General features: G+C 62.9%; 11 protein-coding genes and 1 pseudogene. All 12 read right to left on the bottom strand.

Annotated elements, in window-relative coordinates:
* Positions 1-252 precede the first annotated feature (252 nt).
* Positions 253-855, bottom strand: coding sequence for a cell wall hydrolase (locus tag B9G99_RS05010; RefSeq protein WP_086621016.1), 603 nt, complete (start codon positions 853-855; stop codon positions 253-255).
* Between the two features lie 127 nt (positions 856-982).
* Positions 983-1,798, bottom strand: a pseudogene (locus B9G99_RS05005) (SDR family oxidoreductase).
* Positions 1,799-1,950: 152 nt separating this feature from the next.
* Positions 1,951-2,856, bottom strand: a complete 906-nt coding sequence (locus B9G99_RS05000; protein WP_086621015.1) for an oxidoreductase — start codon at positions 2,854-2,856, stop codon at positions 1,951-1,953.
* A 35-nt stretch (positions 2,857-2,891) separates the two neighbouring features.
* Positions 2,892-3,224 carry a heme-degrading protein HmuQ gene (gene hmuQ, locus B9G99_RS04995; protein WP_086621014.1) on the bottom strand — a complete coding sequence of 111 codons (333 nt, stop codon included), beginning with the start codon at positions 3,222-3,224 and terminating at the stop codon, positions 2,892-2,894.
* A 96-nt stretch (positions 3,225-3,320) separates the two neighbouring features.
* Complete coding sequence (gene pepE, locus B9G99_RS04990) at positions 3,321-4,052, bottom strand: dipeptidase PepE (RefSeq protein WP_086621013.1); 732 nt, start codon at positions 4,050-4,052, stop codon at positions 3,321-3,323.
* Between the two features lie 43 nt (positions 4,053-4,095).
* On the bottom strand, positions 4,096-5,976 hold the full coding sequence (locus tag B9G99_RS04985; RefSeq protein ID WP_227875936.1) for a potassium transporter Kup: 1,881 nt from the start codon (positions 5,974-5,976) through the stop codon (positions 4,096-4,098).
* Between the two features lie 349 nt (positions 5,977-6,325).
* Positions 6,326-7,675 (bottom strand): adenosylmethionine--8-amino-7-oxononanoate transaminase, encoded by a 1,350-nt coding sequence (locus B9G99_RS04980; protein WP_086621011.1) that lies wholly within the window; start codon positions 7,673-7,675, stop codon positions 6,326-6,328.
* Positions 7,665-8,396: a dethiobiotin synthase gene (gene bioD / locus B9G99_RS04975; protein ID WP_086621010.1), complete on the bottom strand. Its 732-nt coding sequence runs from the start codon at positions 8,394-8,396 to the stop codon at positions 7,665-7,667. Before bioD ends, B9G99_RS04980 begins: the two co-directional genes overlap by 11 nt.
* On the bottom strand, positions 8,393-9,202 hold the full coding sequence (gene bioC, locus B9G99_RS04970; protein WP_158521445.1) for a malonyl-ACP O-methyltransferase BioC: 810 nt from the start codon (positions 9,200-9,202) through the stop codon (positions 8,393-8,395). Before bioC ends, bioD begins: the two co-directional genes overlap by 4 nt.
* Positions 9,192-9,950 (bottom strand): alpha/beta fold hydrolase, encoded by a 759-nt coding sequence (locus tag B9G99_RS04965; protein ID WP_086621008.1) that lies wholly within the window; start codon positions 9,948-9,950, stop codon positions 9,192-9,194. Before B9G99_RS04965 ends, bioC begins: the two co-directional genes overlap by 11 nt.
* Positions 9,947-11,131, bottom strand: coding sequence for an 8-amino-7-oxononanoate synthase (bioF, locus tag B9G99_RS04960; RefSeq protein ID WP_086623294.1), 1,185 nt, complete (start codon positions 11,129-11,131; stop codon positions 9,947-9,949). Before bioF ends, B9G99_RS04965 begins: the two co-directional genes overlap by 4 nt.
* A gap of 16 nt (positions 11,132-11,147) precedes the next feature.
* On the bottom strand, positions 11,148-12,221 hold the full coding sequence (bioB, locus tag B9G99_RS04955) for a biotin synthase BioB (RefSeq protein ID WP_086621007.1): 1,074 nt from the start codon (positions 12,219-12,221) through the stop codon (positions 11,148-11,150).
* Positions 12,222-12,271 lie beyond the last annotated feature (50 nt).

Raw genomic sequence — 12,271 nt, 5'->3', positions numbered from 1 at the left:
CAGTAGGTGATGACGGCCCTGGCAGAAGTGCTTATGGCAGGCCTGACGGAGGAGAGTTAAGTCTGAAAAAGGTTTGATTAACCCTTCAGCGCTGATGACATCAGCATCGGGCCGCTGCCGGTTTCCACGATGTCATGCTTCATGCTCAGGTTCTTGTGTCGCAAGGCGAGAAAGGCTTTCATGCCTGCAGAAGCGGCAGGGTGCGGGGAATGACGGGCAGCGGTGCCCGTCATCGTTCTCGAAGGCATGGCGTTACGGTCGATAAAACAAAAATTCGCCGGTTTTCGCGGTCAGGACAAAGCTTGAAGCCCATGCCGGGGTGATGCCGCGATGATGGAAAAACAGCGCCCCGTGGGTGCGGTCCAGCAGGCTGCCATTGAGGGCGCGTCGGGCGATCTCACGCGCGGCGGCGTACTCCTCGGGCTCTTTGGCCTCATCCGGGCGGCCATCGCACCACCATGAGAACTGACAGCTGCCGGTTTCCGAACCCTCCTGTACCACGCCGCACAGCGTCGTGGGGAAGCCGCTGCTGCCAAGGCGGTTCATGATCACATTGGCGACGGCCTCCATCTCCCGGGCATTGGTGCCCTTGGCTTCCCAGTAGATGGAGCGGGCCAGACAGGTAACGGCGTCATCGAGAGGCGCCTGGCCGTTTGGGTCGATGGCCTTCGTTCCGCCCGGGGTCAGGCGCACGTCAGGCGGCGGCGGTTGAACGCCGCCCTCGTTGGAGGCGCGCTGTTCGAGCACCCGTGCCTTTTGCTGCGCCATGGCGCGTTGAGTGGTCTCGGAGGCCTGAGCAGAGGGAAGGCTCAGACTGGCAACAAGGCTTGCAATCACGATCAGGGAGTAACGCATGGCCGCTCTCATGGCGAAGGAACCTCTATCCTACGCATCCCGATCATGGCCGGAAAACCCTCTTTGGGATCAGAGCAGTCGCCTTACAGAAACAAAAAGCGCCCTGGCGGGCGCTTTTTAGGGGGCATCAGTCGGGTTTCCAGCCCTTTTCAAAAAGCATCTTGCCGGGCCACGTATAGGCCATTACGCCGCCGTCGGCGAGAATGGTTTCGCCGGTGACAAACGAGCTGTCGTCGCTGGCCAGAAACAGCGCTACCTTCGCCATCTCCTCGGGCTTGCCGAGTCGCCCCATCGGCGTGACCCACTTCTGGGCCTCTCGAAACTGTTGACCGCTGTCTTCTTCCGGGCTGCCGGCCAGGTGGCTGACCAGCGGTGTCTCGATGGTGCCGGGAGCCAGCGCATTGACACGAATACCGCTGCGGCCATAGTCGATCGCCATCGTTTTGGTCATGTTGGCGACGCCGCCCTTGGCCGCGTTATAGCCCGAGCGGTCCAGATCGCCGGCAGACGCCGACATCGAAGTGGTGTTGATGATCGACCCACCGTGATCCAGCATCAGCGGGATCAGATACTTGCTGACCAGGAAGGTACCGCGCAGGTCAGTGGCGATGATGCGATCAAACAGTTCGGTGGGATATTCGTGCAGCTTGCCGCCTTCCTGATCGATGCCGGCATTATTGAACAGGATATCGAGTCGGCCGTACTCACGCTTTACCTGCTAGGCAAAGCGTTGAACTTCCTCTTCGCTTGCGACATCCAGCCGGTAGCCTTCGGCCTTCCCGCCGGAGGCCTGGATGTCGCTGACCGTGCGCTTGATCTCGTTTTCGTCGACGTCGGCGCAAAGGACGGAGGCCCCTTCCTCGGCAAACAGCTTCGCCGTGGCGGCCCCGATACCGGTAGCGGCCCCGGTCACAACGGCAATGCGCTTATCAATTCTGCCCATGATCGACTCCCTTTGGTTGGCAGGTAGCGTGCTGTCCATGGCAACGCTTCAGGGGTCTTCAATAAAGCAGTAGATCGAACCGCTCGCCAGCCGGTGGCCCGGGACGTGATGTCGCAGGCCGGCATGTCGAGAGAGGAGAGTGAACGACGGGGTCAGGCAGACCATTCAGCGCCGGTCAGTTCACAGGAGCGCTGCCAGAGTCGCTCACCCTGTGCCTGATCGCGGGCCGCCTGCGACATGCGGGCGCGTTTGGGAGCACCGCGCGTCTCTCCCGGACCATCGGGGCCGAAATAGTCACCGGGTCGTATATCGCTGGAGGTGGCGGCATGAATCGTGGGACGTGCGCCCTCGGTCGCGTTCTGGCTCAGAAGCGGCATGGCCAGTCTGAACAGCGTGCCCACCAGCGGGCGGCTTTTCACACCGTGGTTAAAAAGGGCCGTGCGCGACAGCCCCGGGTGCGCTGCTAGGCTGTCCAGCCCCCACAGCTCCTGATTGCTGTGACGCTGAAGGGTCTGGCTGAACATCAGCATGGCCAGCTTCGACTGACGATAGGCTCGCCAGGGATCGTAATGTCGCTCACCCTGCAGATCATCGAAGTCAATCTGCCCGCCCCGGTGAGCCAGGCTTGAAAGCTGGACCACTCTTGGGGCGGCGGCGTGCATCAGTTGCGGCAGCAAAAGGCTTGTCAGCAGGAAGTGACCCAGATAATTGACGCCGAGCTGACGCTCGAACCCCTCTTCTGTCAGCTCACGCTCAGGCAGCGCCATGACGCCGGCATTGTTGATCAAAAGATCCAGTGACGGTTCCTGCGTCTGCACGCGCCGGGCAAACTCGCGCACCGACGTCAGCCGATTGAGATCGAGCAGCTCAAGGCGCACATCGGCCTTGGGAGACTCGGCCCGCAGCGCCTCGACGGCGGCCTGTCCTTTTGCTTCATTACGGGCGGCCACGATGACCCGATAGTGCTGATGCATCAGGGCGCGCGCGGTTTCAAACCCCAGCCCCGTATTGGCACCGGTGACGACGGCCAGAAGCCGTCTATCGGCATGATCACTCATTGAAATGCTCCGTAGCAGAACAGGCCGTCACGCGCTCAGTCGTGGTTCGTCTCGCTGATGGTCTGAATGACCTCAAACCCTTCGAATTTCGGCGGTCCCAGATAAAGCCCCTCGCGGCGACTCTGGCCGGCATTGGCATGGGCGGCGCGAAAGGCCTCGGAGTGGGTCCAGGCCTCGAAGTCCGCACGCGAGCGCCAGATGGTGTGCGAAGCATAGAGCACGTGATCCTCCTCGGAGGGCCCGCGCAGCATATGAAACTCGACGAAACCGGGCAGGCCCTGCAGGTGGGTTTCACGCTCCAGCCAGAGCTTCTCGAACTCCTCCACACGCTCTGGATTGACCCGAAAACGGTTCATGGCAATAAACACCGTACACGCTCCTGTCGTTGTCCATCGGGCGCCCTGCGCGCCCGGTCCTGTCATGACGATGGCACCTTGCCGGCATTCGGGCAAGATGCGCATTGCTCATGGGTCACGGTTTGCTCCAATCAACCCATTGCAGGGCTGGCCTGCTGGCAGCACTTGTACGCCCTGAGCGGTAAAGAGCCAGGCATCCTGATCACCGAGCAGTTCCAGCCTGTCACCTTCCCTTTGCAGGGCAGTGCCTTCCGGCAGAGCGATGACTCTACTTTCCGGATTGAGCCTCAGATACTCGGTCAGACGCTCTTCTCGGCTTTCACCGTGATGTCCGGCGCTCTTGCCGGCGGTGAAGTGAGGGTTGATCTGAAAGGGCACCAGCTCAAGGGTTCGGAAGCTCGGCGGCTCGACGATTGGCATGTCATTGGTGGTGCACAGGGTCGGACCGGCGATATTGGCCCCGGCGCTCCAGCCAATATAGGGCAGGCCCTCACCCACGCGCTTGCGAATGATGTCCATCAGACCCAGCTCGTAAAGCCGGCTGACCAGCGCAAAGGTATTGCCACCGCCGACAATCAGTGCCTCGGCGTGGCAAATGGCCGCCCCCGGATCGTCGCTGTCATGAAGGCTTTCCAGAGTGATGCCGCCGAGATCAAGCGCGGTACGCACGTTCTCAAGATACGTGTCAAAGGACCGGCTGACCGACGAATGCGGGATGAACAGTGCCTGCGTGGCCGGCGTCGGAATGGCTCCGAGAAAATCCCTGATCAGAGGGCGAGCATAGCCCAGGTAGCCGGTATCGCCGGCCATGGCGCTGCTCAACAGTAGAAGTCGTGACATGCGATGTCTTTCCCTGCCTGGTGGTCTTCGCCGTCGATATTGATCAGATCTCCACACGCAGGCCAAGCTCGATGACCCGCTGCGGGGGCACCTTGTAATACGACGTGGGCTGGATGGCGTTGCGCGCCATGAAGGCAAACAGCTTCTCGCGCCAGAGCATCATGCCCGGAACCTCGTCGGTGGGAATGATTGTCGCCCGGCCGATATAAAAGGTGACCTGTTCCATGTCCACTTCAAGGCCGAATCGTTCGGCAAACCGTACTGCCACCGGGACGTTGGGGGTCTGCATGAAGCCGTAGTGCACGATCACCCGGTAGACGCCCTGGCCCAGATCATCGATTTCAAGGCGCTCGGCGGCCGGAACACGAGGGGCGTCCTCGGTGCGAACGGTCAAAAGCAGTACACGTTCATGCAGCACGTGATTGTGCTGCAGGTGATGGTGAAGCATCGGCAAAGTACCGGCATCGCTGCCGGTCAGGAAAATGGCGGTGCCCTCGACACGGATGGTCTCGCTGTCAGCCAGCTCACGCACGAACGCCTCAAGCGGGGCCGATTCGTCGGCGTTGTCTTCCTCCTGCTTTTCATCATGCATGAGCCGGCGACTCAAAAGCTCACGCCCGCGCTGCCAGGTGCTCATCAGCGTGAACATGGCCACCGCAGTCAATACCGGGAACCAGCCGCCGTGGGGCACCTTGAGCAGGTTGGCGCCGAAAAACGGCAGATCGACCAGCAAAAAGGCCACGGTCATCGGTCCGGCCACCCACAGTGGCCACTCCCAGCGCTCGCGCATGATGAAAAACGCCAGCACCGTGGTGATGGTCATGGCAAAGGAGATGCCCACGCCGTAGGCCCAGGCCAGATTGGTCGAGGTCCGAAAACCGAGCACAAGCCCGATGGTGGCCAGCATGAGTAGCCAGTTCAGGGTCGGCACATAAATCTGACCGTACTCTTCCGAGGAGGTCTGAAACAGGCGCATCGGCGGCAGCTGGCCGAGCTGGACCGCCTGACGGGTCAGCGAGAAGGCCCCTGAAATGACGGCCTGCGAGGCAATGACGGTCGCGATGGTCGCCAGGCCGACGAGCGGATAAAGCGCCCAGTGCGGCGCAAGGTTGTAAAACGGCTGGCTGGCGGACTGGCCCTGGGAGTGGATCAGTATCGCGCCCTGGCCGTAATAGTTGAGCAAAAGCGCCGGCAGAACGAGCCCGAACCAGGCCAGCTGGATCGGGCGCCGGCCGAAATGCCCCATGTCGGCATACATCGCCTCGCCGCCGGTCACCACCAGAAAGACCGCACCCAGCACCACAAAGCCTGTCCAGTGGTTGATGCTGAAGAACTCGATGGCCCGCAGCGGGTTGACGGCCGCGAGCACGCCGGGCTCCTGAACAATGCCGTAGATCCCGAGTGAGGCGAGCGTTGTGAACCACACCACCATCACCGGGCCGAAAAAGCGCCCAACGGTTTCGGTACCGCGTGACTGAATGGCAAACAGCGCCACGAGAATGGCGATCGTGATCGGAATGACATAGGGCTCGAAGACCGTGGTGGCCACATTCAGGCCTTCCACGGCGCTGGAGACCGATATCGCTGGCGTCAGCATGAAACTGCCGTACAGCAGGGCGGTGCCGAAAATGCCGAGCCGAAGCAGCCATTTGGAGTGAGGCCCGGCATTCTTGCGCCAGGGGTTGAGCAGGGCCACCAGCGCCAGCATGCCGCCTTCGCCGTTATTATTGGCGCGGGTGACAAACAGCATGTACTTGGTCGAGACGACCAGAATCAGTGCCCAGAAGATCAGTGACAGAATGCCCAGCACATTGGCATCGCTGGGTGTCAGGTGGTTGGCGCCGCGAAAGCATTCGCGCAGTGCGTAGAGAGGGCTGGTACCGATATCGCCGTAGGAGATGCCCAGTGCGGCCAGCCCGAGCACGACCAGCCGCTTCGAGCTCAGCTCGCGTTCTTCGGCCTCGCAGCTTTCGGCCTGCTCTTCGTGGGAATAGGGCTGGGCAATCTGCTCCTGTTCATTTCGACTCGAGGCGTGGTCCTGCGCGTCTTCCCTGTCGTCGGCATTTTGTTCTGCGCTGTGCTCATTTTTTTATCGGACATCTGTCTACCACCGATGGTGTGACGTGATCGTCTTTTTTAATGCGGCCCCTGAAAGTAACGATCCTTGCCACCCATGACCTGACGCCTGTCTGCGGTGGCCGTTTCGATCTTTCATGTTTCGATAGTAGTGAGCCCTGATTCGGCTGTCGAATCAGGGCCCGCGGGTTAACGGGCTATTGCCCGGTGGCGACCTCCAGTCCTTCGCGAGTGACCTCGCCGAGAAAATCGATCTCCTCGGGGGTAATCACGTAGGGCGGCATCCAGTAGATGACGTTGCCCAGCGGGCGCAGCATGGCTCCGCGGGACATGGCATGCTGAAAGACTCGCAGGCCGCGGCGTTCGCGAAAGTCATAGGGTTCGAGCGTCGCCTTGTCCTTCACCATTTCGATGGCGACCACCATGCCGGTCTGGCGCACATCGCCGACGTGCGGATGCTCGCGCAGGGGTGCCGTCACCTGCTCGATGCGCGCTGACTTGTCGCGATTGGTGGCGATCACGTCGTCGTCTTCGAGAATGTCGAGCGTGGCCAGCGCCGCAGCACAGGCCAGCGGGTTGCCGGTGTAGCTGTGCGAGTGCAGAAAGGCCCGCAGCGTTGAATAGTCATCATAAAAGGCGGCGTAGATGTCATCAGTGGTCATCACCACCGATAGTGGCAGATAGCCGCCGGTGATTGCCTTGGACAGACACAGATAGTCCGGGCGTACGCCGGCCTGCTCGCAGGCGAACATCGTGCCGGTGCGCCCGAAGCCGACGGCGATTTCATCAAATATCAGCTGCACGTTGTGGCGGTCGCAGGCCTCGCGCAGCCAGGTCAGATATTCCGGCGGGTACATGCGCATGCCGCCGGCACACTGGATCAATGGCTCAACGATGACCGCGGCCAGTTCCTCGCCATGACGCTCGAGCGCGGCTTCCATGTGGGCAAAGGCTGCCCGGGCCTGATCGATCCACTGATCGCGCGGCAGGCCAAAGCCGTCCGGCGCCGGTACCTTGATCACATCCAGCAGCAGCGAGCGATAGGTGTCGGTGAAAATCGCCACGTCGCCGACGGAGAGCGCGCCCAGCGTCTCGCCGTGGTAGCCATTGGTGATGGTCAGAAAGCGCCGTTTCTCCGGACGTCCCTGGTTGTGCCAGTAGTGGTAGCTCATCTTGAGCGCCACCTCGATCGCCGAGGAGCCATTGTCGGCGTAGAAGCAGTGCCCCAGACCGTCGGGGGCCAGTCGTCCCAGCCGCTCGGACAGCTCGATCACCGGCTGATGGGTAAAGCCCGACAGGATGACGTGTTCGAGCGTGTCGAGCTGGGTCTTGATGCGCGCGTTGATGCGCTCGTTGGCGTGGCCGAGGATATTGACCCACCAGGAGCTGATCGCATCCAGATAGCGATTGCCTTCGAAATCCGTAAGCCATACCCCCTTGCCCGAGCGAATGGGCGTGACCGGCAGGGTCTCGTGATCCTTCATCTGTGTGCAGGGATGCCAGAGACTGGCGAGATCGCGCTGCATCCATGTGGCGTTATCGTTCATGAGGCTCCAGCAAAATATCGAGATCAAGACAGGCGCCGACCCGCTCGGGGCTCGGGGCGACAAGGTGAGGGACCAGGCCCAGGCAGGGAATGCCGCCGCGTCGGCTCAACCAGTATTCAAGCGTGGCCAGATTGGCGACCAGGCGTGAGGTGTCGCCATCCACCACATTGGCCACCCAGCCGGCGACCCTCAGGCCATCTCGCTCGATGGCCTCCAGCGTCAGCCGGGCGTGATTGATGGCGCCAAGCCGCACACCGACCACCAGAATGACCGGCAGATCCAGCGCCACGGCCAGATCGGAGAGGCAGGCGTCATCGCTTAAAGGCACGCGCCAGCCGCCGGCGCCTTCGATCAGGGTGAAGTCGGCGCTGGCGGCCAGCAGCGTCTGCATGGGCGTCAGAAGCGACGCCACCGAGAGCCTGTTTCTGGCCTCACTGGCCGCAATATGCGGTGCAATGGCCGGTTCAAACGCCACTGGATTGACCGCCTCGTAAGAAAGCGCAGGCTCGCACTGGGCCTGCAGGGCCAGAGCATCGGCGTTGCGCAGGCCCTGCGAGGTGCGCTGGCTGCCGGACGCGACGGGCTTGCCGGCGGCGGTCGTCAGCCCGCGGGTACGTGCCGCGCTCAAAAGGCCCGAGGCGATCAGGGTCTTGCCGGCATCGGTATCGGTGCCGGTCACGAAAAAGGCCGAAGGGGAGGGACCAGAGGTGTGATCCGTCATGGGAGATCTCCAGGTTTTTGCATGAGGACCAGCGCCACCCGATAGGTGGTGGGCAGCCCCATCGGGGTGCGAAAGCGCTCCAGGGACTGCGTGACGCCCGCCCAGTGTCGGCGGCTCATCAGCCCCTGCGGTGCCGGTCTGTCCGGGGTGGCAGCGCCCACGGCCTTCAGCGCCCGCAGACTGGCGGCGGCGCTGTCATGAAAGACCCGGTGATCCCTGACCTTTAGGGTATGAAGCGTGAGTGGACTGGCCTGGAGATGGACCGAGAGCGCCTCATGCGTGAGAAAGGCATTGACCGCCGCACGGTCCTCAATCATTGAAAAGGCGGTTTTCAGCTCGTTGAGGCTGCCATCAAGCAGAGTGGTGAAGGCCAGCCAGCCGCCCGGGCGCAGCGTGCGCTCGGCTTCCCTGAGAAAACCTTCTGGTGTGGCACACCACTGAATGGCCAGGCTGGACACCACCATGTCCAGACACTCGTCTGCAAAAGGCAGCTGTTCGGCCTCGCCCGACTGCCAATACAACCGACCATGGCCGTGACGGCGGGCTGCTTCCTCAAGCATGCCGGGGGCCGGGTCAATGCCGGTAATGGTGGCCTCGGGATAGCGCGCGCGCAGTCCGCGGGTGACGTAGCCGGTGCCGCAGCCGACATCTGCCAGACGCTGAGGCATGGCTCTTGTCGGCAGGGCGCGAAGCAGATCATCGGCCACCTCGCGCTGAAGACCGGCGTGGTGGTCATAGTGAGGTGCTGCCCTTGAGAAGCTAGTCGCGATGCGGTGCTTGAGGGGCAGGGTCGCCTCAGTACTCATGGACATCTCCTGTCCCGCTTTGCTTGATAAAGGCCACCATGTGTCGGGCGCACGCTTCCGGGTGCTCCATCACAAAGGCATGGCCGGTGTCGGCCAGCTGACGGACCGTGCTGTTATCGGGTTGCCACTCGTGAATGGCCTCACCGGCATGTGAGGGCACCAGCGCATCAAGCTCGGCAAAAAGGTGCAGCCTCGGGCAGAGACCAGGGGCGAGCTGCGTCTGCAGATCGATGTGCGCCAGCAGCGACAGCCCGGCCAGTGCCTGCTCAATGGTGAGGGTTGCCGCATGCTGCTCAAGCTGGCGGATCATGGAGGCGTACGAGGCGCTGCCGCGGGCCACCAGCGCGAAAAAGCGTGACCGGGTCTTTTCCGGGGCGCTTGCCCAGCGGCCCTGAAAGGCCGTGAGGGTGGCCGTCGGCAGGGCGTACCGCCAGTCATGTCGGGTCACGAAGCTTAAGTTGCTGCCCAGCGTGATAACGCCGGGGCAGTGCCCGCGGCGCCGGTCGGCCAGCGCCATGGCAAGCATGCCGCCCAGCGACCAGCCGGCCAGCCAGGCATGCTCGGGCAGGCGGGCATCAAGATCATCGAGCCAGACCTCGAGGGTGTCATCGCTGGTAGCCGGCAGGGGCGGGCAGTCGATGACCCAGCCGGGCAGTCGCGTTCCAAGTTCATCGGCCAGCGCCGTCATCGAAGAGGGCGCCATGGCCCACCCGGGCAGCAGGATCAGGGTTGGAGAGGCGGTCATCATGAAGTCACTGTCCGACAGCAGCGCGCTAGGGTTTCGAGCAGTCGATCCAGGTCGGCCTGCGTGTGGGCCGCCGACAGCGTCACGCGCAGCCGTGAGTGCCCCGTCGGCACCGTCGGCGGGCGAATGGCGGTGCACAGGATGCCTTTTTCATAAAGACGTTCGGACAGCGCCGTCGCTGCCTGCTCGCTGCCGATCAGCAGCGGTTGAATGGGCGTCTCGGAGGGCATCAGCGTGATGCCGGGCAGCGCCAGAGAGGTCAGTTCCTGTCGAAACCGCTGAATCAGGCGGTGCAGATAGGCGCGCCGTTCGGGCTCGCACTGCACGATCTCAAGCGAGGCCAGCGTGGCCGCGGCCAGCGCCGGCGAGAGGCTGGTGGTATAGACAAAGGGCTTGGCGAACTGGATCAGGGACTCGATCAGGGCGTGGCTGCCGGCCACAAAGGCGCCCTGGGTGCCCAGCGCCTTGCCCAGCGTGCCGACCAGAATGGGCACCTGATCAAGGGGAACGTTCTGCGCCTCCAGCGTGCCGGCACCGGAGGCGCCCAGTACGCCCAGTCCGTGGGCATCATCGATCATCAACGGGGTGTCGTGACGCTCGGCCAGGCGGGCCAGCGCGTTCACGTCGGCGCAGTCGCCATCCATGCTGAAGACACCGTCGCTGACCAGCAGCCGGTCGGCGTCCGGTGGAAGCCCTGCCAGCGTTTGTGCTGCGGCTGCGACGTCCCCATGGGTGAAGCGATGCAGACGCGCGCCGGACAGCCGGGTGCCATCCAGCAGCGAAGCGTGGTTGAGCCGGTCATGAACAACGTGGCCGCCGCGGGACATCAGCGCCGAGATGACCCCCAGGTTGGCCTTGTAGCCGCAGGAGAACAACAGCGCTCGTTCTCGCCCGGTCCACTGTGCCAGCCGGGCTTCCAGCCGGTCATGAACCTCCTGATGACCGTTGACCAGGTGCGAGGCGCCACCGCCGGCGCCATGCTGGCGTGCGCCGTTACACAGGGCCTCCACCACACGCGGGTGCGTGGCCAGTCCCAGATAGTCGTTGCTGCAAAAGGTCAGCACGTCCCGGTCATCGATCCGGGTATGCACGCCGGCATCGCGCTGGCTGCGCCGCAGGCGATAACGCCCGGCTGCCCTTTGCTGCTCGAGGCGATGGTGCAGGGCACGCTCGAAGGTACTCATCTCGATGCTGTCCCTCTTAATGGGTGGCGGCATCGGTGGTCATGGCGGCTACGCGCGCCTGGTAAAGCTGCTGATCCAGCACCGCCTCGTGGGTGGCGTCATCGACATCGTGCCGCTGCTCCGGATAGAGCCCCAGCCGCTCAAACAGGCGTTGATCATGGGCGGCCTGCGGATTCTGCGCGGTCAGCAGGCGTTCGCCGTAGAAAATCGAGTTGGCGCCAGCGAAAAAGGCCAGGGTCTGGGTCTCGTCGCTCATCAGTTCGCGTCCGGCGGCCAGACGCACGTGAGAGGCGGGCATCAGAATCCGGGCGGCGGCGATGGTGCGAATGAAGTCGATCGGGTCGAGATCTTCGACCTGAGCCAGCGGCGTGCCTTCGATGCGGATCAGCATGTTGATCGGCACGCTTTCGGGGTGCGTGGGCAGGTTGGCGAGCTGCTGCAGCAGGCCTGCGCGGTCATTGACGCTCTCGCCCATACCGAGAATGCCGCCGGAGCAGATCTTCATGCCGGCCTGACGCACGTGATCGAGCGTTTCAAGCCGGTCGGCGTAGGTGCGCGTGGTGATGATCTCGCCGTAGTACTCCGGTGAGGTGTCCAGATTGTGGTTGTAGTAATCAAGGCCGGCGTCTTCGAGTGCTTCGGCCTGGTCCCGGGTCAGCATGCCCAGCGTCATGCAGGTTTCAAGCCCCATGGCACGCACGCCGCGCACCATCTCCAGCACGTAAGGCATGTCCTTCGCACGCGGATTCTTCCAGGCCGCGCCCATGCAGAAACGACTCGCCCCGACCTCCTTCGCCCGACGCGCCTCTTCCAGTACGGCCTCGACCTGCATGAGCTTTTCGCGCTCAAGGCCGGTGTTGTAATGCCCGGACTGCGGACAGTACTTACAGTCCTCCGGGCAGGCGCCGGTCTTGATCGACAAGAGTGTGGAGATCTGGACGGCGTTGGGGTCGAAGTGCTGACGGTGCACGCTCTGTGCCCGAAACAGCAGGTCATTGAAGGGCAGGGTCAGCAGCGCCTCGATCTCGTGGCGCTGCCAGTCATGACGAAAGGACTCGGCGGTGGCGGCATTGGAGCGAGTGGTGGGCATGGCGCTGTTAACCTTTTCAAAAATAAAAGATAACGACGACTTTGCCAGCG

Source organism: Kushneria konosiri (assembly GCF_002155145.1).
GTDB classification, from domain to species: domain Bacteria; phylum Pseudomonadota; class Gammaproteobacteria; order Pseudomonadales; family Halomonadaceae; genus Kushneria; species Kushneria konosiri.
The sequence above is the reverse complement of the archived record's forward strand: the minus strand, read 5'-3'. Positions and strand labels throughout refer to the sequence as shown.

Coding starts and splice junctions, on each gene's coding strand:
- B9G99_RS05000 (WP_086621015.1), bottom strand. CDS start 2,856: ATGAGTGATCATGCCGATAGACGGCTTCTGGCCGTCGTCACCGGTGCC.
- bioB (WP_086621007.1), bottom strand. CDS start 12,221: ATGCCCACCACTCGCTCCAATGCCGCCACCGCCGAGTCCTTTCGTCAT.
- bioF (WP_086623294.1), bottom strand. CDS start 11,131: ATGAGTACCTTCGAGCGTGCCCTGCACCATCGCCTCGAGCAGCAAAGG.
- B9G99_RS04965 (WP_086621008.1), bottom strand. CDS start 9,950: ATGATGACCGCCTCTCCAACCCTGATCCTGCTGCCCGGGTGGGCCATG.
- pepE (WP_086621013.1), bottom strand. CDS start 4,052: ATGTCACGACTTCTACTGTTGAGCAGCGCCATGGCCGGCGATACCGGC.
- bioD (WP_086621010.1), bottom strand. CDS start 8,396: ATGACGGATCACACCTCTGGTCCCTCCCCTTCGGCCTTTTTCGTGACC.
- B9G99_RS05010 (WP_086621016.1), bottom strand. CDS start 855: ATGCGTTACTCCCTGATCGTGATTGCAAGCCTTGTTGCCAGTCTGAGC.
- bioC (WP_158521445.1), bottom strand. CDS start 9,202: ATGAGTACTGAGGCGACCCTGCCCCTCAAGCACCGCATCGCGACTAGC.
- B9G99_RS04980 (WP_086621011.1), bottom strand. CDS start 7,675: ATGAACGATAACGCCACATGGATGCAGCGCGATCTCGCCAGTCTCTGG.